Raw genomic sequence first — 19,234 nt, 5'->3', positions numbered from 1 at the left:
ATCATGGCCTTTCACCTGCCCTCGTTAAGCGAGTTGCGCAACACAGAATTTGAAATTTTCAAATTTCAAACGCGCGTGATGGTGATGCAGGGTGTCGTGCTTTTGTGTTTTGCGTTGCTGGGCATGCGCTTGTTTTATCTTCAAGTCATTCGCCACGATGACTTGCTGGCGCAAGCTGAAAACAACCGCACCGCCATCTTGCCCACAGTGCCCAACCGCGGCACTATTTTGGACCGCAACGGTGTGGTGCTGGCCAACAACTACTCCGCTTACACCTTAGAGATCACACCCTCGCGCGTGAAGGACGTCGAAGCCACCATCGACCGATTGTCTGAAATCATTGACATCCCACTGCGCGACAGGCGGCGCTTTAAGCGCATGCGCGAAGAGTCAAAAAACTTTGACTCGCTGCCCATTCGCTCTCGACTCACCGACGAGGAGGTTGCCAAGTTCACAGCGCAGCAATTTCAATTTCCGGGCGTTGAAATCAAAGCCAGGTTGTTTCGCAACTATCCCTTTGGTCATTTAGGTAGCCACGTGGTGGGCTACATTGGCCGGATCAACCAAAAAGAAAAAGAGCAGCTTGAAGAAAGCGACGAAGAAGCCAATTACCATGGCACGCAGTACATTGGCAAGCTGGGCGTCGAGCAACGCTACGAACGTGAATTGCACGGCATCACTGGCGTCCAAGAAGTAGAAACATCCGCTGGTGGTCGAGCAGTTAGAAGGCTGGCCAGTAAGCCGGCAACGCCTGGTCAAAACGTGGTGCTTTCGATCGACATCAAATTGCAAAAGATGATTGAAGATCTCTACGGCGATCGACGCGGCGCTTTGGTTGCGCTTGATCCCCGTACCGGTGAAATATTGGCCTTTGTGAGCAAGCCCACTTTTGATCCCAACTTGTTTGTTGATGGCATCGACAGCGAGAGTTGGAAAATGCTCAGTGAGTCGATTGACAAACCGCTTCTCAATCGCGCCATCCGCGGCACCTACCCACCCGGCTCCACCTACAAACCCTTCATGGCACTTGCCGCCCTTGAAACAGGCAAACGAAGTGCCACCGAAATCACCAACGACACCGGTACTTGGACCTATGGCGGTCACACCTTCAGAAGCCACGGCGATGCAGGCTTAGGGCCTGTCGACATGGTTCGCTCCATCGTGCTGTCTAGCAATGTTTATTACTATTCATTGGCCAACACCATGGGCGTCGACGCCATCCATGACTTCATGAAGCCACTGGGTTTCGGTCAAATCACGGGGCTCGATTTGCCTGGTGAACTGCGCGGAACCTTGCCCAGCACCGAGTGGAAAAAGAAAACTTATAAAAAGCCAGAACAACAACGTTGGTATGGCGGAGAAACAATTTCCTTGGGCATTGGGCAGGGTTACAACGCGTTCACCATGTTGCAATTGGCCAATGCAACGGCCGTTCTGGCGAATGGTGGCACCTTCCACAAACCTCGCTTGGTCATGGCCACCCAAGATCCAATTCAGCGCGTCGATCGCGCAGTCAAGAGCGATGCGCCTGTTAATTTGGGCTACAAACCCGAACATGTGGAAGTGATCAAACAGGGCTTGATTGGCGTTGCCAAAGATGGAACCTCTGCGCGTGTGTTTGCAGGCACACCCTATCAAAGCGCTGGCAAAACTGGCACGGCGCAAGCTGTGACCATTGGCCAAAAAGACAAGTACAACGCCAGCAAACTGGAAGAGCATCAACGCGACCATGCTTTGTACATGGCTTTTGCGCCTGCAGACAATCCACAAATTGCCTTGGCCATCGTGGTTGAAAACGCAGGCTTTGGCGCAGCCCAAGCGGCGCCCATCGCCAGACGTGTTTTTGACTACTGGTTATTGGGAGATTATCCTAGCCAAGAAGACATTGAGGCCTCACAAAAGGGCCTCACTTCCACACCCATTGGCACGCGCCGGCGCAAAGACGATATTCAACTCGTACCCAGCGAAGGTGTGGTGGGTGGCGGAAAAAATCGATGAGCAAGTGGTGCGGCTGGCGGGGATCGAACCCACGACCCTTGGCTTCGGAGGCCAATACTCTATCCACTGAGCTACAGCCGCGCCTGTTTCATTGCTGATGGTAGCGGTCAATTATGGCATGCGACCCCGCAATTCATAGCTTGCCAGGGCCGCGCACTAAATCTCGGAGGTTATAATCGAAAGTTGATTCCGTTCAACCGGATACAGTTCAATAGAGATTCATTGAGGACGCTATGAGCGACAAAAGCCACGATCAAGCCCACGAAGACCACACTGGCCCGGTCAAAACACCCAAGCAAATGTTGATGCTGAGCTTTGCCTCCTTCATCATTCCCGTCTTCATCATCATTGGCCTGGTGTACTACGTGACATCCGCCAACAAAACAGCCCCTGGCAGCGACACCGAGCGCACTGTTGCCGAGCGCATTCAAAAAGTAGGTGCGGTTGAAGTGCGCGATGCCAACCGCCCCATGAAAGCCGGCCAAGAAGTTTACAAAGCACAGTGTGCCGCTTGCCACGATGCTGGCGCTGCAGGTGCTCCTAAGTACGCCGACGCAGGTGCCTGGGCGCCTCGACTCAAAATAGGTTATGACGCTTTGGTCAATTCTGTGCTCAAAGGCAAAGGCGCCATGGGTGCCCAAGGTGGCGGCGATTACAGCGACCTCGAAATTGGCCGCGCCGTTGCCTACCTCACATCCTCTGCAGGTGGCAAGTTCAAAGAGCCAGAAGCACCTGCTGCGCCTGCTGAGAAAAAGTAAATTAGTTTGGTCAGCCCAGTCTCTGGGCTTGCTTCAAAACCGCTCGATCAACGTCATGCACGTCAGAGCGGTTTTTTGTTGTCTGCTTCTGGGCTAAGGGTGTAGGCAAATCGGCTTGGTATCTCTGCGGCATCCACACGCTCTAAGGGCCACAGATCCATCTCCAAGCCTTCTGCCGCCTTGGCCACATCCAAAGTGTGAAGCAAACCAAAGCCCATGTCGGTTTCAAAATAAACTCTTCCGGCTTGGTCAGTGAAGCAAGTTTGGGCCAGCGTTTCTTGTCCCGTTTGAGCGGTCAATTTGAAATCCGATGACATGCGCCAAACAAAGGGCGTGGCGGCCAACTCCACATAAACACGCTGCGGGCCATTTTGAAAAAACCAGGCACCCTTTTCATCCACCGCGTAATTGCGATGAATGAACTCGATGAGTTTGTCGTGCTGAAGCAATGAGCCTTTAGAGCCAGGTACACCACTTTGAAAACGGCCGCGTGCTTGCGCATGGTCGTCTCTGAGGTACCAATGTCCGCGCTCATCCAGGCCCAACCAGCCCAAACAATGAGGCACATTGGGCCACTTGGCCATGGCTTGTTTGACAATATCGTCCATGGCTTCAATCTTAGGCGATGTGCTGTAAAAGCCATTGACCCACAGCCTGTGGCATGGCTTTCAAATGCCCGGGGAGTGCGCCGCTGGCAAATCCCACATGGCCACCACCCCTTGGTTGCCACAGCTTTACGTGAGTGCTAACTTGGGCCTGAGTTGGCAAACTGTTTGACGGTATGAATGGGTCGTTTTGAGCATTCAAAGCCAAAGCAGGTACAGCAACTTGGCCCAAGAGGGGCAATGCGGAGGCCCTCAACCAATAATCATCGGTGTTTAGAAAGCCATGCAAGGGCGCGGTGAACACATCGTCAAACTCGTACAAATCTTTGGCGGCCATCAGTTTGCGTGCATCAAACAGGCCAGGGAACTGCTTGAGTTTGGCCATGGCTTTGGGCTTCATGCTGCGCAAAAACATGCGCGTGTAAACCTGTCGGTTAAAGCCTTCTCCAATGGCTTTGCCGCTGGCTGTAAGGTCTAATGGTGAGCAAATGCTGGCTATGGCTTTCACAATTTGTTGCGCCGACTGGCCGTGTTCACCAGCCCAGCGCATCAAGGCATTGCCGCCCAATGACACGCCCGCCGCCACAAGTCCAGGTCGTCCTTGTGCGTCAACCTTTTGCTTGAATCGACGGAGCAAATGATCAACCTCTTCATGGTCACCGGAGTGATAGGCGCGGGGCATCAAATTCAATGTGCCACTGCACCCCCTAAAGTGAGGCACTGCGACATCACAGCCATTGCGTATGCCCCAATCTGCAAAGGCCTGCGAAGAGTGACTGCTTGAAGAGCCTTCGAGCCCATGAAACAACACCAGCAAAGGTCTGTGTCTTTGATTCAAGCCAGTTCCACCTGAAGACTGGGCTTCACAAAAATCGACATCAACAAAATCACCATCAGGCGTGTTCCATCGCTCGCGCCGCCATTGCGGTGGAGAAGCTTCAAACCTGCGCGACCACAAGGCTGGCCAAATGGTTTGCAGATGGCCGCCAGGCAGCCAAGGAGGTGCTAAATAGTCTGTCAATGCAGTGTTGAAGGGCTGGAGGAAACTTCTGCAGGCGCATTGGGCGTACCAGGACTGGCGTGGTGCGCCACCATGCGCCAACCTTGTGGCGTCTTGTGATACACGTTGGTGGCCAATACATAGGCTGTCTGAGGTCCATCGGGGCCTAGCACTTCAACCCGCTCAAGCAAATGGTGCATGGCACTGGCCAAGGATTCAACCTTGTGCACTTGCGTTGGGTGCGCTTGAACCGTGCCGTTGGCAAACATGGCTTCAAAGGTGGCGCGGATAGCCCCAGCCCCAATCAGTCTGGGGCCTCCTGGGTGCACGCACACAATTTCTTCTTCGTCCGCCCAGCAAGCCATCAAGCGCTCAATGTCGCCTTGTCTGAGTGCGTCATAAAAAGCCGCCTCAATGTCGTCAGGGTTGCCGCCCAATGTGGCCGCTTGAAGTTTGGCTTTGCGCATGGTGTCCTTAGAAGCAAAAAACCCGGCGTGCGCCGGGTTTCAGAAAACAAACAGCGTGTTCAACGCCATCATTTTATTTTTTAGTGCGGAACTTGCGCAAGGCCGCCAGTTGGGCAGCAAACACTGCCAACTCGCTTTGCGCACGTGCCATGTCGATTTCAGATTTGGCATTGCGAAGCGCGTCTTCTGCAGAAGCTTTTGCCGCATTGGCTTTTTCTTCGTCCAAATCTTTACCGCGAATAGCAGTGTCAGACAACACGGTTACGTGGTCGGGTTGCACTTCTAAAACGCCGCCAGCCACGAAGACAAACTCTTCGGTGCCGTCGGCTTTTTCGATGCGAACAGAGCCAGCCTTGATGCGTGAAATCAACGGTGTGTGACGGGGGTAAATGCCCAACTCTCCAGCTTCACCAGGCAAGGCCACAAAACGGGCTTCACCTGAGAAGATGGACTCTTCGGCACTGACCACATCAACGCGGATGGTGTTCATAGTTTGTTCCTTGAAAAGGGTTTACAAAAATGGCTTACGCCATTTTCTTGGCCTTTTCGAAGGCTTCGTCAATGCCGCCAACCATGTAGAACGCTTGTTCTGGCAAGTGATCGCACTCACCGGCCACAATCATCTTGAAACCGCGAATGGTTTCAGACAAAGGCACGTACTTACCAGGTGAACCTGTAAACACTTCAGCCACGTGGAATGGTTGTGACAAGAAACGTTGAATCTTACGGGCACGGGCCACAGCCAACTTGTCTTCAGGTGCCAAGTCGTCCATACCCATAATGGCAATGATGTCGCGCAGTTCGCGATAGCGCTGCAATGTGCCTTGAACAGCGCGAGCTGTTTCGTAGTGATCGACACCCACAACCAATGGATCGAGCTGACGGCTTGTAGAGTCCAGAGGATCAACCGCAGGGTAGATACCCAAAGATGCGATGTCACGAGACAACACCACAGTGGAGTCCAAGTGAGCAAAGGTGGTGGCAGGTGATGGGTCGGTCAAGTCATCGGCTGGCACGTAAACGGCTTGGATGGAAGTGATGGAGCCCACTTTGGTAGACGTAATACGCTCTTGCAAACGGCCCATTTCTTCGGCCAGTGTAGGCTGATAACCCACAGCAGAAGGCATACGACCCAACAAGGCAGACACTTCGGTACCGGCCAATGTGTAACGGTAGATGTTGTCAACGAAGAACAACACGTCTTTGCCTTCGTCACGGAAAGATTCGGCAATGGTCAAGCCTGTGAGGGCCACGCGCAAACGATTGCCTGGTGGCTCGTTCATCTGACCGTACACCATGGCCACTTTGGACTCAAGCAGGTTTTCCAAGTTCACCACACCAGAGTCAGCCATTTCGTGATAGAAGTCGTTACCTTCACGAGTACGCTCACCCACACCGGCGAACACGGACAAGCCGCTGTGCGCTTTGGCAATGTTGTTGATCAACTCCATCATGTTCACGGTTTTGCCCACACCGGCACCACCGAACAGACCCACTTTACCGCCCTTGGCGAATGGGCAAACCAAGTCAATCACCTTGATGCCGGTTTCCAGCAATTCTTGTGATGGGCTCAACTCGTCATAAGCAGGGGCTTTGCGGTGAATAGAAGCTGTGAGTTCTTGGCTCACGGGGCCGCGCTCATCGATAGGCGTGCCGAGCACGTCCATGATGCGACCCAATGTGGCTTTGCCCACGGGCACAGTGATGGGGTTGCCCGTGTTGGACACCATCAAGCCGCGGCGCAGACCGTCGGATGAACCGAGCGCAATGGTACGCACCACGCCGTCACCGAGTTGCTGCTGCACTTCCAATGTGAGGGCTGAGCCATCCATTTTCAGAGCATCATAAATCTTGGGCATTTGATCGCGTGGAAATTCCACGTCAACCACGGCGCCAATACATTGAACAATTTTTCCTTGGGCTTGCATTTTTCGCTCCAATAATTTGAATTAGCTGAATTGACTTAACCGCTGATCGCCGCAGCGCCAGAAACGATTTCGGACAATTCTTTGGTGATGGCTGCTTGACGAGTTTTGTTGTAAACGAGTTTGAGCTCGCCAATCACATTACCCGCGTTGTCTGTTGCGGCTTTCATGGCCACCATGCGAGCAGCGTGCTCGGAGGCCATGTTCTCTGCAACAGCTTGGTAAACCAAAGCTTCCGCATAACGAACCAACAAGTCGTCAATGACGGCTTGTGCATCGGGTTCGTACAAATAGTCCCAACCGTGATGCGTACCAGACGCCTTGGTTTCAGCTTCCATCTTGTCGGCCGACAAAGGCAACAACTGATCGATGGTGGGCTGCTGAGCCATGGTGCTGATAAATTTGTTGTAGCAAAGGTAAACCGCGCTCAACTCACCATTGGCATAAGCATCGAGCATGACCTTGACGGGGCCGATGAGTTTTTCCAAATGGGGCTTGTCGCCCAGGTGAGTGACGTGAGAAACCACCTTGGCACCCACGCGATTGAGGAAACCCAAACCTTTACTGCCAATGGCCACTGCTTGAACAGTTTTGCCAGCCGATTGCGTTTCACGCAATTGGGTTGTGACTGCACGCAACAGGTTGGTGTTCAAACCACCGCACAAGCCTTTGTCTGTGGTGACCACAATGAAGCCAACGGCTTTGCCGTCAGAGTGCTTCATGTAAGCATGCACATACTCAGGGTTGGCCTGGCCGAGATTGCTCGCGATGGCGCGAATTTTCTCGGCGTAAGGACGCGCCGTGCGCATGCGCTCCTGCGCTTTGCGCATTTTGGAGACAGAAATCATCTCCATCGCTTTGGTGATCTTCTTGGTGTTCTCCACCGATTTGATCTTGGTGCGTAGTTCCTTGCCCGATGCCATTAGAGGCTCCTTTTGGTCAGGTAGAAATTAAGCAAAAGATTTCTTGAATGCGGCCACAGCAGCGTTCAACTCAGCTTCGGCATCTTTGTCCAAAGCTTTGGTCTCTTCGATTTTGGCCAACAGGGCGGCACATTTATCTTTGAGGTACGCGTGCAAACCACTTTCGAAGGACAGAACTTTCTTCACGTCTACGTCGTCCATGAAGCCTTTGTTGACAGCGAACAAAGAAGCTGCCATCAAGCTGATGGACAAGGGGCTGTACTGAGCCTGCTTCAGGAGTTCTGTCACGCGGGCACCGCGGTCGAGTTGTTTGCGTGTAGATTCGTCCAAGTCGGAAGCGAACTGCGCGAACGCAGCCAATTCACGGTACTGCGCCAAGTCGGTACGAATACCGCCAGACTGACCCTTGATGACTTTGGTTTGAGCCGAGCTACCCACGCGAGACACGGAAATACCAGCGTTAATCGCAGGACGGATACCGGCGTTGAACAAAGATGTTTCCAAGAAGATCTGGCCGTCGGTAATCGAAATCACGTTGGTTGGCACGAAGGCAGACACGTCACCGGCTTGCGTCTCAATGATTGGCAAAGCTGTGAGTGAACCTGTTTTGCCTTTGACAGCGCCTTTGGTGAAGGCTTCAACATACTCAGCATTGACGCGAGCTGCGCGCTCGAGCAAACGGCTGTGGAGATAGAACACGTCGCCAGGGTAAGCTTCGCGGCCTGGTGGACGGCGCAAGAGCAAAGACACTTGACGGTAGGCAACAGCTTGCTTAGACAAATCGTCATAAACGATCAATGCGTCTTCGCCGCGGTCGCGGAAATATTCACCCATGGTGCAACCAGAGTAGGCTGACACGTATTGCATGGCCGCAGATTCAGAAGCGGAGGCTGCCACCACAATGGTGTAAGCCATGGCGCCAGCTTGCTCCAACGCGCGAACCACGTTTTTGATGGAAGAAGCTTTTTGACCAATCGCCACATAGACGCAGGTCATGTTCTGACCTTTTTGGTTGATGATGGCGTCGATGGCTACAGCTGTTTTACCAGTCTGACGGTCACCAATGATCAATTCACGTTGGCCACGGCCCACGGGCACCATGGAGTCAATTGACTTCAAGCCAGTTTGCATTGGCTGGTCAACAGATTTACGTGCGATCACACCAGGCGCAACCTTTTCGATCACGTCGGTCATCTTGGCATTGATGGGGCCTTTGCCGTCAATTGGCTGACCCAAAGCGTTGACCACACGGCCAATCAGTTCAGGGCCCACGGGCACTTCCAAAATGCGGCCGGTACATTTGACCGTGTCGCCTTCAGAGATGTGCTCGTACTCACCCAAAATCACGGCGCCGACAGAGTCGCGCTCTAAGTTCAAAGCCAAACCGAAGGTTGCAACACCTGCGGCCGTAGCGGGGAACTCAAGCATCTCGCCTTGCATCACGTCAGACAAACCGTGAACGCGCACGATACCGTCAGTGACGGACACCACAGTGCCTTGGTTGCGGATGTCTGCATCAGAAGACAAACCTTGAATTCGGCTCTTGATCAGCTCAGAAATTTCTGCTGGATTGAGTTGCATGACTCTTTCCTTCTTTCTTTAATTAGATCGGGCCTCTCGCTGCATCAAGCAGTGAGAGCCACTTTCATTTGTTCCAGACGGGCCTTGACGGAAGTGTCTAACACCTCGTCCCCCACGACCACGCGCACGCCACCAATCAGTGACGCATCGATCTCAACGCTGACGTTGAGTTTGCGGCCAAAGCGTTTTTCAAGCGTTTCAGACAGATCAGCCAAAGCGGCTGCATCAATGGGGAAAGCACTGTGAACGATCGCATCGGCTGTGCCACCTTGTGCATTTTTCAATGCGCGAAATTGACTGGCAATTTCGGGCAAGGCCACAAGCCGGCGGTTTTCAATGGCCAAGCGCAAAAAGTTTTGACCTGCCGCTGGCAACGCCGTTTTGACGACGCCAGAAATTAGATCGAAAACCTGCGCGTCGGTCACCTTGGGGTTTTCAGAGAATTGCAACAGTTGCGCGTTGCTCGCAACTGCGGCAAGCTCGTCGAGCCAAGCTGCAGTTCCCGCAAGGTCGGCCGATTGCGCTTTGAAAAGCGCATCGGCGTAGGGGCGGGCGATGGTTGCAAGTTCTGCCATGGTCTTCTCGGACTGTTAAGGATTACAGCTCGGTCTTCAGACGGTTCAACAGATCGGCATGAACACCCGCATTGACTTCCTTGCGGAGAATCTGCTCGGCGCCCTTCACAGCCAATGCCGCAACTTGCTCACGCAAAGTTTCACGGGCATTCACCGTTTGTTGCTCTGCTTCAGCTTTGGCTGCAGCAATGATCTTGTTGCCTTCTTCAGTGGCACGGGCTTTGGCTTCTTCGATGATCGTCAAAGCACGGCGCTCGGCGTCAGCCAAGCGTGCAGCCGTTTCGTTGCGTGAGGTGGCCAATTCGGCATCGACGCGCTGGTTGGCAGCGGCGAGTTCAGATTTGGCTTTGTCAGCAGCGGCGAGGCCGTCGGCGATTTTTTGAGCTCGTTCATCCAATGCGGCTGCAAGGGGTGGCCACACGAATTTCATCGTGAACCAAACCAAGATTGCAAAAACAATGGCTTGAACAAACAGGGTTGCATTGATACTCACGGCAACACCTTTCTTATGGTTGTTGCAGGAATTACTTCAGAACAAACGGGTTCGCGAAGGCGAACATCATGGCGATACCAACGCCAATCAGGAAAGCCGCGTCGATCAAACCAGCCAACAAGAACATTTTGGTTTGCAGTTCGTTCATCAATTCGGGTTGACGAGCAGCTGCTTCGAGGTATTTGCTGCCCATGATGCCAATACCGATACAAGCGCCAATCGCGCCCATGCCGATGATGAGACCAGATGCCAGTGCGACGTAACCGAGGACGTGTTCCATTTAATTGATCCTATGGATGATAAAAAAAGTTAAGAAAGAAACCTGAAATAGATACTCAATGAGCATCGTGCGCTTGACCGATGTAGACCAAAGTCAACATCATGAAAATGAAAGCTTGCAAAGCCACGATCAAGATATGGAAGATGGCCCAAATGGAGCCAGCGATCACGTGACCGATGGGCAACAGAATGCCTGTCAATGACATAGCGGCCGCGCCACCCATCAAAGCGATCAACATGAAAATCAGTTCGCCAGCATACATGTTGCCGAACAGTCGCATGCCGTGAGACACGGTTTTGGCGACGAATTCAATCATTTGGAACACAAAATTGAAGGGCCACAAAATAGGATGTGCGCCGAAAGGTGCGGTGGTGAGTTCATGGAACCAGCCACCTAGGCCTTTGATTTTGATGTTGTAGTAGAGGCAGATAAACAACACAGACACAGACATGCCCAGCGTGGTAGACAAGTCGGCTGTGGGCACAACGCGGAAGTAGTGAATGCTGCTGTCGAGACCTGTTAAGACAAACAAGGAATGGAACAAGTCAACTGGCAAGAAGTCCATGGAGTTGAGCAAGAAAATCCATACGAAAACCGCCAAGGCCAAGGGTGAAACCAGCTTGCGGCTTTGGGCGTTGTGAATGATGCCCTTGGCTTGTGAGTCGACCATTTCATACAAAATTTCGACAGCGGCTTGAAAACGGCCAGGCACACCCGAGGTGGCTTTGCTGGCAGCCTTCCAAAGCAAGAAGCTGCCCACAACGCCTAAAAAGATACCCCAAAAGATGGAGTCGATGTTAAAAACTGAAAAGTCAATTACACCCGACATCTCTTTGTTTTGGAGATGCTTCAGATGGTGGCCAATGTATTCACCGGCGCTGGGAGCGTTTGAAGCTGACATTCTCTAGGCTCTTTAAAAATTAACTTTAACTTTTCAACTTGGTTTCAAATCAAGTTTCTGGGTGAAACACTTTGCGCCAGGCAAACACCACCCAATAAACCTTCATTGTGACCACCAGACCCACCAACATGGCAGGCCAACTCAAATCTTTGACCAACCAGGTTGCCGCATAAAGCATGGCAATCGTAAGGCCGATCTTCACCATTTCCCACAACAAGAATCCAAAAACCGCAGTTCCTGAGTTCAAGGTGGTGGCTTTGCTCGTGAGGCCCCGCGCAAACAAAGCTGCAGGAATGACCACCGCCAAAGCACCATAAGCTGCCGACCATGCCGCCGAAACTCGCCCCGTAAAGAGCCAAGTGAGGGCCGCAACAGCCAAACCAACCACAAATTGCGCCAAAACCACTCGCCAAATGGAGAGGAGGGGTTGCTGAAGTCTTAGCTTTTGTGCTTCCTCAGCTGTCAGGGGCCTGAACTTTTCAGCACCATTGACGTCACCATCGTCTTCAAAATCTTGTGGCGGTATTCTGACCATGTTTGTTTACAACCAGGTTACAGATACCCTTGGTTCCGCAAAGCTCACGATTGTAAGTGAAAACCCATACATCGGAAAAGGCTCACAATCGAACTGGTCATTATTTTGTCGCATTCCTTTGAAACGAGTCAATCCTCATGTATGAAATCATTAAATTTGTCCATTTGGCTGCTGGCATCGTCTGGATGGGGGGCATGGCGCTCATGATTTGGGCCATTCGTCCTGTGGCCATTGCCCAGCTAGAGCCGGTTTTGCGCTTGCCCCTGTTGGGCGGTATCTTGGCGCGTTTTTTCAAGATGGTGGGACTTTGTATTTTGTTGCTGCTGGCCAGCGGCGGCCTGATGCTCATGGGCGTGGACATGCGACTTGTCCCCAAAGGTTGGCATGTCATGTTGGGCGTTGGCTTGCTCATGTGTCTGGTCTTTGGTCACTTGTACTTCGGCCCATTTCGAAAGATGCAAGCTGCTCTGAGCGCAGGCGATCTTTCGAGCGCAGGCGCTCAACTGGGCAAAATTCACCCGCTTGTTCTTTTAAACTTTGGCTTGAGCTGGATTGCCGTCGGAGCCGTGGTCATTTGTCGTTAAATTCAGCCCCAAAGAAAACCGATCTCATGAGCGCCTCCGCCATTCCCCCCATCCCAAGCGACTCTCGAAAAGAGTCCCTGATTGAATATCCCTGCGACTTTCCCATCAAAGTGATGGGCGCAAGGGTCGACGGTTTTGCCGAAACCATGGCTCAAATTGCCCAACAATTCGACCCCGGCTTCAACCCCGCCACCATTGAAATGCGCCCCAGCAAAGCCGGCAATTACCTGAGCCTGACCCTCACCATCAGAGCCACCAGCCGAGAACAACTAGACAATCTCTACCGCGCACTCACGGGCCACCCCATGGTCAAAGTAGCGCTCTAAGCCCACCGCCATGCTGGTCAAACAACTGGGTCTTGTTCCGTACACGGACACTTACCAAGCTATGCAAGACTTCACGGCCTTGCGCACCGCTGAAACTGGCGATGAGTTGTGGCTTTGCGAGCACCCCCCGGTTTTCACGCAAGGTTTAGCGGGCTTGGCAAATCATGTTTTGAACCCGGGCACAACGCCCGTCATTGCCACCAACCGAGGCGGGCAAGTCACATACCACGGCCCTGGACAAGTGATGGCTTATCCCTTGCTCAATTTGCAGCGCCGAGGCTACTTTGTCAAAGAATATGTTTATCGCCTAGAAGAGTCTGTTATTAGAACGCTGGCTCATTTTGGCGTCACAGGACACCGTGTTGCCAATGCACCCGGCATTTACGTGCGCATGGCCGACCCCTTCGCTCACACCGCATTGACAGGCCCTGTATCACCCAACGACCCCTTCAAAGGCTTGGGGAAAATCAGTGCCTTGGGCATCAAAGTCTCCAGACACTGCAGCTACCACGGCCTGGCACTCAATGTGAAAATGGACTTGGAGCCCTTTCAGCGCATCAATCCATGTGGCTATGCTGGTTTGCAATCGGTAGACCTTTTTACAATAGGCATCAACACCTCTTGGGAGGAAGCTGCGGACGTCTTGGCGCACAAGCTCAGCGCCTTGCTCGCCCCCTGAAACAGAAAGAATGCAATGACCAAAGAATCCATCTCAACCGGCCAGGTTGTGCGCGAGGCACAATCTCAAGAAAACTACGACCCCACGGCCAAGCAAAAAGCGGCCGCCAAGTTGTCTCGCATTCCCATCAAAGTCACGCCTGGCGAAGTTCTCAAAAAGCCAGACTGGATCCGTGTCAAAGCCGGCTCGCCCACCACCCGCTTCTACGAAATCAAGGACATCCTTCGCAAAAACAATTTGGTCACCGTTTGCGAAGAAGCCAGTTGCCCCAACATTGGCGAATGTTTTGGCAAAGGCACTGCCACCTTCATGATCATGGGCGACAAATGCACACGGCGCTGCCCCTTTTGTGACGTCGGTCATGGCCGCCCCGATCCATTGGATGTGAATGAACCCGACAACTTGGCCCGCACCATTGCCGACTTGAAGTTGAGCTATGTCGTGATCACCAGCGTCGACCGTGACGATTTGCGCGATGGCGGTGCAGGCCATTTTGTCGACTGCATTCGCGAAACGCGAGCGCTTTCACCCAAAACGCAAATTGAGGTGTTGGTCCCAGATTTTCGCGGCCGTGACGATCGCGCACTTGAAATTTTGAAGGCTGCACCACCCGATGTGATGAACCACAATTTAGAAACCGTGCCGCGCTTGTACAAAGAAGTTCGACCCGGCTCTGACTATCAATTTTCTTTGCAGTTGCTGAAAAAATTCAAAGCGCTTTTCCCACATGTGCCCACCAAAAGCGGCCTCATGGTGGGCCTGGGTGAAACAGACGAAGAAATTTTGCAAGTCATGCGCGAAATGCGCGAGCACAACATTGAAATGCTCACCTTGGGGCAGTACCTGGCGCCGTCCACCAGCCACTTGCCCGTGAAGCGCTATGTGCACCCAGACACCTTCAAGATGTTTGAAGAGAAGGCCTACGAGATGGGCTTTAAACACGCCGCTGTGGGTGCCATGGTGCGCTCTAGCTATCACGCTGATCAGCAAGCGCACGGCGCTAGTTTGTCACGCTAATGCGCTCTAGCCTTCGCGCCACTTGGCTGGCCTTAGGCGCCATTGCACTGTGGGCCACCTTGGCGCCAGTGGGTGTGCGCTTGTCGCATGTGCCGCCATTTTTAACGGCAGGCTGCGCGCTCTTAATTGGCAGCTTGGTGGCTTTGCCATGGTCGGGCTTTCAATGGCGCTTGGCCATCGTGCCCGCCAAAACGTTGGCGCTTGGTATCTACGGTTTGTTTGGTTATCACTTTTTGTTGTTCTTGGCATTTCGCACGGCGCCCGCCGTTCAAGCCAATTTGGTGAACTATTTGTGGCCTTTGTTGATCGTGGTGTTGGCGCCTTTGTTTCACAAACACAGCCGCCTGCACTTTCGCCAAGTGCTGGCAGCCATATCGGGATTTTCTGGTGCGGTGTTGGTCATGACCAACGGCCAAGCCATTGATGCCGATTTCAATTTGGGCTATTTGGCCGCCTTGGCTTCTGCTTTCATTTGGGCCACTTATTCGCTCATGACGCAGCGGGTACAGCCCTTTCATACCGCAGCCATCGGCTACTTCGGATTTGTCTCCGGCGTTCTGTCTTTGCTGTGTCACTTCACACTCGAAACACCTGTGTCGCTCAGCTTTAGCGATGCGGCCTTGCTCATTTGGATGGGCCTTGGGCCCTTGGGTCTGGCTTTTTATTTGTGGGATGCCGCCTTGAAACATGGCAACGCGCAACACATAGGACTGCTCAGCTTTTTAACGCCTCTTGGCTCCACCTTGTTGCTCTTGATTGACAGACAGGAAGCACTCACAAGTTTGGTGGCATGGGCCGGCGTGCTCATTGTGGGGGGCGCATGGCTGGGGCGAACAAGCAAGAACCAGCAAGCGGCCAACGATCCTCAATTTGAAATCAAGTCGAGCTCCAATTAGAGCTTGCTTGAATCAGCTGGCCATCAGGCTCGATGGATCTTCTGACGCCAGCACTTGTTGCGCAAACGCTTTGAGCTTGGCCGCATCTGAGCGCAAAATTTGTTGCTTCACTTGCAGCACCTGTGAGGGGTGCATGGAAAAACTTTTCAAGCCCATGCCCAACAGCAAACGGGTCATGCTCACATCACCGGCCATCTCGCCACACACCGAAACCTCCTTGCCTTGCGCTGCACCTTCAGCAATGGTGTCGGCCACCAGTCTGAGCACCGCAGGGTGCAAGGGGTCGTACAAATGGGCCACGCTTTCATCAGCACGGTCAATGGCCAGCGTGTACTGAATGAGGTCGTTGGTGCCAATTGATAAAAAGTCAAAGTACTTTAAGAACAATTTGAGCGACAAGGCAGCGGCTGGAATTTCGATCATGGCGCCTATTTGCACGGGGCCATACACCACGCCGCGTGCATCTAAATCAAGCTGCGCTTGCTTGACCAAAGCCAGCGTCTGGTGAATTTCACTGGCGTGCGCCAGCATGGGCACCAACAGATTGACCTTGCCTAAAGCAGCCGCTCTCAAAATAGCGCGCAGCTGGGTTAAGAACATTTCAGGATCGGCCAAGCTCCACCGAATGGCGCGCAAACCAAGCGCCGGATTCAAGTGAGCGGCGTCATGTCTGGCTTCATCCAAGGGCTTGTCAGCCCCCACATCCACCGTGCGAATGGTGACGGGCAAGCCTTGCATGCCCTCCACAGCGCGCCGATATTGTTGGAACTGCTCTTCTTCATCTGGCAAGTTTCCTTGCCGGCCCATGAACAAAAATTCGCTGCGGAAAAGACCAACGCCAACAGCGCCCACCTGCAAAGCGCCTTTGGCATCTTCAGGCATTTCGATGTTGGCCAACAATTCGATTTTTTGGCCATCTAAGGTGACCGAAGGGGTGTGGCGCAGTCGGCTCAGGCGTTCGCGCTCTAAATCGCCCTGGCGTTGTTTGAAGCCATACTCTGCCAAGATGATGGAAGAAGGGTCGACAATGACCACGCCCGCATCGCCATCAATGATGACCCAATCGTCTTGCCGAATCAGTTGGCTGGCACTGCGCGCACCGACCACTGCGGGAATGTCTAGGCTTCTGGCCACAATGGCCGTATGAGAAGTTTTGCCGCCAACGTCGGTGACAAAGCCGGTAAACACACTTTGCTTGAATTGCAGCATGTCGGCCGGTGACAGGTCGTGCGCTACCAACACCAAAGGCACATCCAATGTGTCGCCCAATTGCAACTCTTGTTGGGGCCTGGCTTGTGGCTTGATGCGCACCACAGGGGAGTTTCCGCCTTTTAAGAAATGCAGAATACGCTCGGTCACTTGCTCAAGGTCTGCCTTGCGCTCACGCAAATAGGCATCTTCCATTTCGTCAAACTGTCGGCCAATGACTTCCATTTGACTGGTGAGGGCCCACTCTGCGTTGTAAAGCCGCTTTTCAATCCACTGCTTCACATCCACTGACAAACTCTCGTCTTCTAGCAGCATAAGGTGAACATCGAGCAGGGCCCCCAACTCGGGCGGCGCATCGCTTGTCAGATCGTTTTGAAGTCGCCTTAGCTCTTCAATGACGGCATCGCGAGCTTGTCGCAAACGAGCAATTTCTGCCCCCACTTGATCGGGCTGTATAAAGTAGTGCGCTACATCCACACGGCTCGACGCCACCAGCACCGCCCGTCCAATGGCGATGCCTCTAGCAACTGCTAAGCCATGGATGCTGAAAGTCATTCACCCTCACCAAATTTGTCTGCGATCAAAGCCAGAACAGCATCCAAGGCTTCTTGAGCTTGATCGCCATCGGTGTCGATGGTGACCTGACTGCCAATGCCTGCTGCCAACATCATCACGCCCATGATGCTTTTGGCATTGACACGGCGCTCACCTTTGGCAATCCAAACTTCACACGGGAAGCCTCCCGCCAACTTGGTCAATTTGGCGGAGGCTCGCGCATGTAAACCGAGCTTATTGCTGATGGTCGTGGTAGCTTGGAGCATGTCGGGGTCCTGATTGATTTTGTGGGGCTGTAAAGCCTACCGGCATGATGCCTTGGGTACCGCCAGCTTGCGCACGCGCAGCTAGGGCATCTAAGCTTTCATGGCGATAACAAACACTGCGTAGCAACATGGGCAAGTTCACGCCAGCGAGCAAACGCGTGTCAATGCCGTCATTGAGTTTTTCTGCCACATTCGATGGGGTGGCTCCAAACACGTCGCTTAAAAGCAAAACCTCTGCCGTGTTGAGCCTTGCCATGGCCGCTTTGGCCAGCAACAGACTTTCCTCAGGGCTTGCGTTAGGCGCAATGTCTAAGGCTTGAACGCCAGCGGCACATTCGGGAAAGACATGCAAAGCGCAATCTCGCAGGGCAGAAGCCAGCGGCGCGTGAGCGATGATGAGAATTCCGATCATGCTGAATTATCGCGGTTTGCCCAATGAAAATAAACATAGGACAAAACAAGGCACAAGCCAAATACCGAAAAGGCCGCTTGAAAGGCCAAAACAGGCGGCCATCCTAGCGACTTGAACAAATCAATGCCCAAGCCAATGCCCCACTGAACCACAAACACACCAACAAAAATAACCAGGTTGTAAGCAGACAGTGCACGACCCGCCAAATGGGGCGGAAAAGACATGCCGACAGTAGGCTGCGCCAAAGACACAAAAGTGCTGCTGATGCAAAACAAACTCAAAGCCAGCGCAGTGTTGTCGCCCAGTTGAGGGCCAGACACAATGATCCAAGCCAGCACCACGAAGCTAAGGGGCTGACCCCATGCAATCACTTGATTGGCTGAAATGCCACGCTTTGCAAAATGGGGCGTGACCAAGCCCCAAGCCCAAAAAGTAAGCAACATGGCAACGTTGATGCCGAACAAACCCGTTGCAGCATCCATCGCCGAGTAGCCTCCGACCACGGTCATCCAAGGCGCCACCCAAAGGGTCTGCAATGCCACCAAGCCACCGTAGCCAAAAAAACCAAGCGGTGCCATGCGCCAAAAATACGCGCTGCGCCAAATGGGTCTATAGCCCTCTTCACTTTCAACGGCTTTCGTTGGGGAATCTTTTGCGTCGGATTCTGGCTTTGCCCACACAGGCACCAACAGATAAATCATGACCATCGACAAAACGACCAAAACGGCCATGCCTGCAAATATGGCTCGCCAGCCCACCATCGGCATCAGCCATTGAATGGGCAATGTAGATGAGACCATGCCCAAAGAACCCGTCATGAGCATCCAAGAGTTGGCGCGCAACTGTGCACCGGGTGACATCCATCTTCGATAGGCAGTCAAAGGCGCCATCAAACATGCGCTAACCCCCACTCCACACAAAACCCGGGCCAGCCACAGGCCCATGAAACTCTGGGCCATCGCAAAAGCGATGCAACCCAAAACGGCAACCACCAGAAAAGACAACAAAACTTTTTTAGGGCCATGCCTGTCAAGCCATTTGCCCAAAGGGAGTTGGGTGGCTGAAAAGCCCAGAAAGTACCCCCCCGCCAGCAAGCCCAGGTCTTGCGCAGACAAGGCCAACTCTTGGGTCAAGGTGGGCGACAAAGTGGCCGTGATGGCGCGGATCAAATTCGAAAAGAAATAAGCCGAGGCAAAAGCCAAAAAGACCCCCACCATTTGTCGCGTCGGCAAATTAGGGCTCATCACTG

23 protein-coding genes and 1 tRNA gene are annotated in these 19,234 nt (G+C 53.1%); 7 read left to right on the top strand and 17 right to left on the bottom strand.

The genetic code is table 11. From position 1 onward, the window contains the following. The first annotated feature begins 3 nt into the window (after positions 1–3). Positions 4–1,998 carry a penicillin-binding protein 2 gene (gene mrdA / locus B9Z32_RS01695; protein ID WP_108419661.1) on the top strand — a complete coding sequence of 665 codons (1,995 nt, stop codon included), beginning with the start codon at positions 4–6 and terminating at the stop codon, positions 1,996–1,998. A 5-nt stretch (positions 1,999–2,003) separates the two neighbouring features. On the opposite strand, the gene B9Z32_RS01690 is transcribed toward mrdA, so the two are convergent. Then, positions 2,004–2,079 (bottom strand) — tRNA-Arg (locus B9Z32_RS01690). A gap of 152 nt (positions 2,080–2,231) precedes the next feature. On the opposite strand from B9Z32_RS01690, the gene B9Z32_RS01685 reads away from it, so the two are divergent. Continuing rightward, entirely contained in the window at positions 2,232–2,756 is a 525-nt protein-coding gene (locus tag B9Z32_RS01685) for a cytochrome c5 family protein (RefSeq protein WP_108419660.1), read from the top strand. Between the two features lie 62 nt (positions 2,757–2,818). Here the strand turns inward: B9Z32_RS01685 and B9Z32_RS01680 are convergent, their stop codons facing one another. The 12 genes from B9Z32_RS01680 to B9Z32_RS01625 form a co-directional block, all read right to left on the bottom strand. Continuing rightward, positions 2,819–3,364: a DUF2946 family protein gene (locus tag B9Z32_RS01680; protein ID WP_108419659.1), complete on the bottom strand. Its 546-nt coding sequence runs from the start codon at positions 3,362–3,364 to the stop codon at positions 2,819–2,821. 10 nt (positions 3,365–3,374) lie between these two features. Then, complete coding sequence (locus B9Z32_RS01675; RefSeq protein ID WP_108419658.1) at positions 3,375–4,382, bottom strand: YheT family hydrolase; 1,008 nt, start codon at positions 4,380–4,382, stop codon at positions 3,375–3,377. Beyond that, positions 4,379–4,828, bottom strand: a complete 450-nt coding sequence (locus tag B9Z32_RS01670) for a nuclear transport factor 2 family protein (RefSeq protein WP_108419657.1) — start codon at positions 4,826–4,828, stop codon at positions 4,379–4,381. The genes B9Z32_RS01675 and B9Z32_RS01670 overlap by 4 nt, the downstream gene beginning before the upstream one ends. Positions 4,829–4,901: 73 nt before the next feature. Further along, positions 4,902–5,318: a F0F1 ATP synthase subunit epsilon gene (locus tag B9Z32_RS01665; protein ID WP_108419656.1), complete on the bottom strand. Its 417-nt coding sequence runs from the start codon at positions 5,316–5,318 to the stop codon at positions 4,902–4,904. A gap of 34 nt (positions 5,319–5,352) precedes the next feature. Further along, entirely contained in the window at positions 5,353–6,756 is a 1,404-nt protein-coding gene (atpD, locus tag B9Z32_RS01660) for a F0F1 ATP synthase subunit beta (protein WP_090132177.1), read from the bottom strand. A 35-nt stretch (positions 6,757–6,791) separates the two neighbouring features. Continuing rightward, a complete protein-coding gene (gene atpG, locus B9Z32_RS01655; RefSeq protein WP_108419655.1) occupies positions 6,792–7,676 on the bottom strand; it encodes a F0F1 ATP synthase subunit gamma in 885 nt (294 codons plus the stop codon). Positions 7,677–7,703: 27 nt separating this feature from the next. Continuing rightward, positions 7,704–9,257: a F0F1 ATP synthase subunit alpha gene (atpA, locus tag B9Z32_RS01650; protein ID WP_108419654.1), complete on the bottom strand. Its 1,554-nt coding sequence runs from the start codon at positions 9,255–9,257 to the stop codon at positions 7,704–7,706. 44 nt (positions 9,258–9,301) lie between these two features. Next, the gene (locus B9Z32_RS01645) at positions 9,302–9,832 is read right to left on the bottom strand and encodes a F0F1 ATP synthase subunit delta (protein WP_108419653.1); all 531 of its coding nucleotides are present in this window, start codon (positions 9,830–9,832) and stop codon (positions 9,302–9,304) included. A gap of 22 nt (positions 9,833–9,854) precedes the next feature. Further along, a complete protein-coding gene (locus tag B9Z32_RS01640; RefSeq protein WP_108419652.1) occupies positions 9,855–10,325 on the bottom strand; it encodes a F0F1 ATP synthase subunit B in 471 nt (156 codons plus the stop codon). A gap of 31 nt (positions 10,326–10,356) precedes the next feature. Continuing rightward, positions 10,357–10,605 carry a F0F1 ATP synthase subunit C gene (atpE, locus tag B9Z32_RS01635; protein ID WP_108419651.1) on the bottom strand — a complete coding sequence of 83 codons (249 nt, stop codon included), beginning with the start codon at positions 10,603–10,605 and terminating at the stop codon, positions 10,357–10,359. 55 nt (positions 10,606–10,660) lie between these two features. Further along, on the bottom strand, positions 10,661–11,506 hold the full coding sequence (gene atpB, locus B9Z32_RS01630) for a F0F1 ATP synthase subunit A (protein ID WP_108419650.1): 846 nt from the start codon (positions 11,504–11,506) through the stop codon (positions 10,661–10,663). Between the two features lie 49 nt (positions 11,507–11,555). Next, positions 11,556–12,041, bottom strand: coding sequence for an ATP synthase subunit I (locus tag B9Z32_RS01625; protein WP_108419649.1), 486 nt, complete (start codon positions 12,039–12,041; stop codon positions 11,556–11,558). Between the two features lie 137 nt (positions 12,042–12,178). On the opposite strand from B9Z32_RS01625, the gene B9Z32_RS01620 reads away from it, so the two are divergent. From B9Z32_RS01620 to B9Z32_RS01600, 5 genes are read left to right on the top strand one after another with little or no spacing between them, the layout of a single operon-like run. Further along, entirely contained in the window at positions 12,179–12,625 is a 447-nt protein-coding gene (locus tag B9Z32_RS01620) for a CopD family protein (RefSeq protein WP_108419648.1), read from the top strand. A 26-nt stretch (positions 12,626–12,651) separates the two neighbouring features. Continuing rightward, positions 12,652–12,951 (top strand): YbeD family protein, encoded by a 300-nt coding sequence (locus tag B9Z32_RS01615; protein ID WP_108419647.1) that lies wholly within the window; start codon positions 12,652–12,654, stop codon positions 12,949–12,951. Positions 12,952–12,961: 10 nt separating this feature from the next. Then, positions 12,962–13,630, top strand: coding sequence for a lipoyl(octanoyl) transferase LipB (gene lipB / locus B9Z32_RS01610; RefSeq protein ID WP_108419646.1), 669 nt, complete (start codon positions 12,962–12,964; stop codon positions 13,628–13,630). A gap of 30 nt (positions 13,631–13,660) precedes the next feature. Then, positions 13,661–14,647 (top strand): lipoyl synthase, encoded by a 987-nt coding sequence (gene lipA / locus B9Z32_RS01605; RefSeq protein WP_108420919.1) that lies wholly within the window; start codon positions 13,661–13,663, stop codon positions 14,645–14,647. Next, positions 14,647–15,543, top strand: coding sequence for a DMT family transporter (locus B9Z32_RS01600; RefSeq protein ID WP_108419645.1), 897 nt, complete (start codon positions 14,647–14,649; stop codon positions 15,541–15,543). Before lipA ends, B9Z32_RS01600 begins: the two co-directional genes overlap by 1 nt. A 12-nt stretch (positions 15,544–15,555) precedes the next feature. Here the strand turns inward: B9Z32_RS01600 and ptsP are convergent, their stop codons facing one another. The 4 genes from ptsP to B9Z32_RS01580 are packed head-to-tail and all read right to left on the bottom strand — an operon-like array spanning position 15,556 to position 19,229. Further along, positions 15,556–17,307, bottom strand: a complete 1,752-nt coding sequence (gene ptsP / locus B9Z32_RS01595; protein ID WP_108419644.1) for a phosphoenolpyruvate--protein phosphotransferase — start codon at positions 17,305–17,307, stop codon at positions 15,556–15,558. Further along, positions 17,304–17,573 carry an HPr family phosphocarrier protein gene (locus tag B9Z32_RS01590; protein WP_108419643.1) on the bottom strand — a complete coding sequence of 90 codons (270 nt, stop codon included), beginning with the start codon at positions 17,571–17,573 and terminating at the stop codon, positions 17,304–17,306. Before B9Z32_RS01590 ends, ptsP begins: the two co-directional genes overlap by 4 nt. Beyond that, on the bottom strand, positions 17,542–17,985 hold the full coding sequence (locus tag B9Z32_RS01585) for a PTS sugar transporter subunit IIA (RefSeq protein ID WP_108419642.1): 444 nt from the start codon (positions 17,983–17,985) through the stop codon (positions 17,542–17,544). Before B9Z32_RS01585 ends, B9Z32_RS01590 begins: the two co-directional genes overlap by 32 nt. Then, the gene (locus tag B9Z32_RS01580) at positions 17,982–19,229 is read right to left on the bottom strand and encodes an MFS transporter (protein ID WP_108420918.1); all 1,248 of its coding nucleotides are present in this window, start codon (positions 19,227–19,229) and stop codon (positions 17,982–17,984) included. Before B9Z32_RS01580 ends, B9Z32_RS01585 begins: the two co-directional genes overlap by 4 nt. Between the last annotated feature and the right edge of the window lie 5 nt (positions 19,230–19,234).

This window comes from Limnohabitans sp. MMS-10A-178, from assembly GCF_003063375.1.
Taxonomy (GTDB): Bacteria; Pseudomonadota; Gammaproteobacteria; order Burkholderiales; family Burkholderiaceae_C; genus Limnohabitans_A.
The sequence above is the reverse complement of the archived record's forward strand: the minus strand, read 5'-3'. Positions and strand labels throughout refer to the sequence as shown.

Coding starts and splice junctions, on each gene's coding strand:
- mrdA (WP_108419661.1), top strand. CDS start 4: ATGGCCTTTCACCTGCCCTCGTTAAGCGAGTTGCGCAACACAGAATTT.
- B9Z32_RS01685 (WP_108419660.1), top strand. CDS start 2,232: ATGAGCGACAAAAGCCACGATCAAGCCCACGAAGACCACACTGGCCCG.
- B9Z32_RS01680 (WP_108419659.1), bottom strand. CDS start 3,364: ATGGACGATATTGTCAAACAAGCCATGGCCAAGTGGCCCAATGTGCCT.
- B9Z32_RS01670 (WP_108419657.1), bottom strand. CDS start 4,828: ATGCGCAAAGCCAAACTTCAAGCGGCCACATTGGGCGGCAACCCTGAC.
- B9Z32_RS01665 (WP_108419656.1), bottom strand. CDS start 5,318: ATGAACACCATCCGCGTTGATGTGGTCAGTGCCGAAGAGTCCATCTTC.
- atpD (WP_090132177.1), bottom strand. CDS start 6,756: ATGCAAGCCCAAGGAAAAATTGTTCAATGTATTGGCGCCGTGGTTGAC.
- atpG (WP_108419655.1), bottom strand. CDS start 7,676: ATGGCATCGGGCAAGGAACTACGCACCAAGATCAAATCGGTGGAGAAC.
- atpA (WP_108419654.1), bottom strand. CDS start 9,257: ATGCAACTCAATCCAGCAGAAATTTCTGAGCTGATCAAGAGCCGAATT.
- B9Z32_RS01645 (WP_108419653.1), bottom strand. CDS start 9,832: ATGGCAGAACTTGCAACCATCGCCCGCCCCTACGCCGATGCGCTTTTC.
- atpE (WP_108419651.1), bottom strand. CDS start 10,605: ATGGAACACGTCCTCGGTTACGTCGCACTGGCATCTGGTCTCATCATC.
- atpB (WP_108419650.1), bottom strand. CDS start 11,506: ATGTCAGCTTCAAACGCTCCCAGCGCCGGTGAATACATTGGCCACCAT.
- B9Z32_RS01625 (WP_108419649.1), bottom strand. CDS start 12,041: ATGGTCAGAATACCGCCACAAGATTTTGAAGACGATGGTGACGTCAAT.
- B9Z32_RS01620 (WP_108419648.1), top strand. CDS start 12,179: ATGTATGAAATCATTAAATTTGTCCATTTGGCTGCTGGCATCGTCTGG.
- B9Z32_RS01615 (WP_108419647.1), top strand. CDS start 12,652: ATGAGCGCCTCCGCCATTCCCCCCATCCCAAGCGACTCTCGAAAAGAG.
- lipB (WP_108419646.1), top strand. CDS start 12,962: ATGCTGGTCAAACAACTGGGTCTTGTTCCGTACACGGACACTTACCAA.
- B9Z32_RS01600 (WP_108419645.1), top strand. CDS start 14,647: ATGCGCTCTAGCCTTCGCGCCACTTGGCTGGCCTTAGGCGCCATTGCA.
- ptsP (WP_108419644.1), bottom strand. CDS start 17,307: ATGACTTTCAGCATCCATGGCTTAGCAGTTGCTAGAGGCATCGCCATT.
- B9Z32_RS01590 (WP_108419643.1), bottom strand. CDS start 17,573: ATGCTCCAAGCTACCACGACCATCAGCAATAAGCTCGGTTTACATGCG.
- B9Z32_RS01585 (WP_108419642.1), bottom strand. CDS start 17,985: ATGATCGGAATTCTCATCATCGCTCACGCGCCGCTGGCTTCTGCCCTG.
- B9Z32_RS01580 (WP_108420918.1), bottom strand. CDS start 19,229: ATGAGCCCTAATTTGCCGACGCGACAAATGGTGGGGGTCTTTTTGGCT.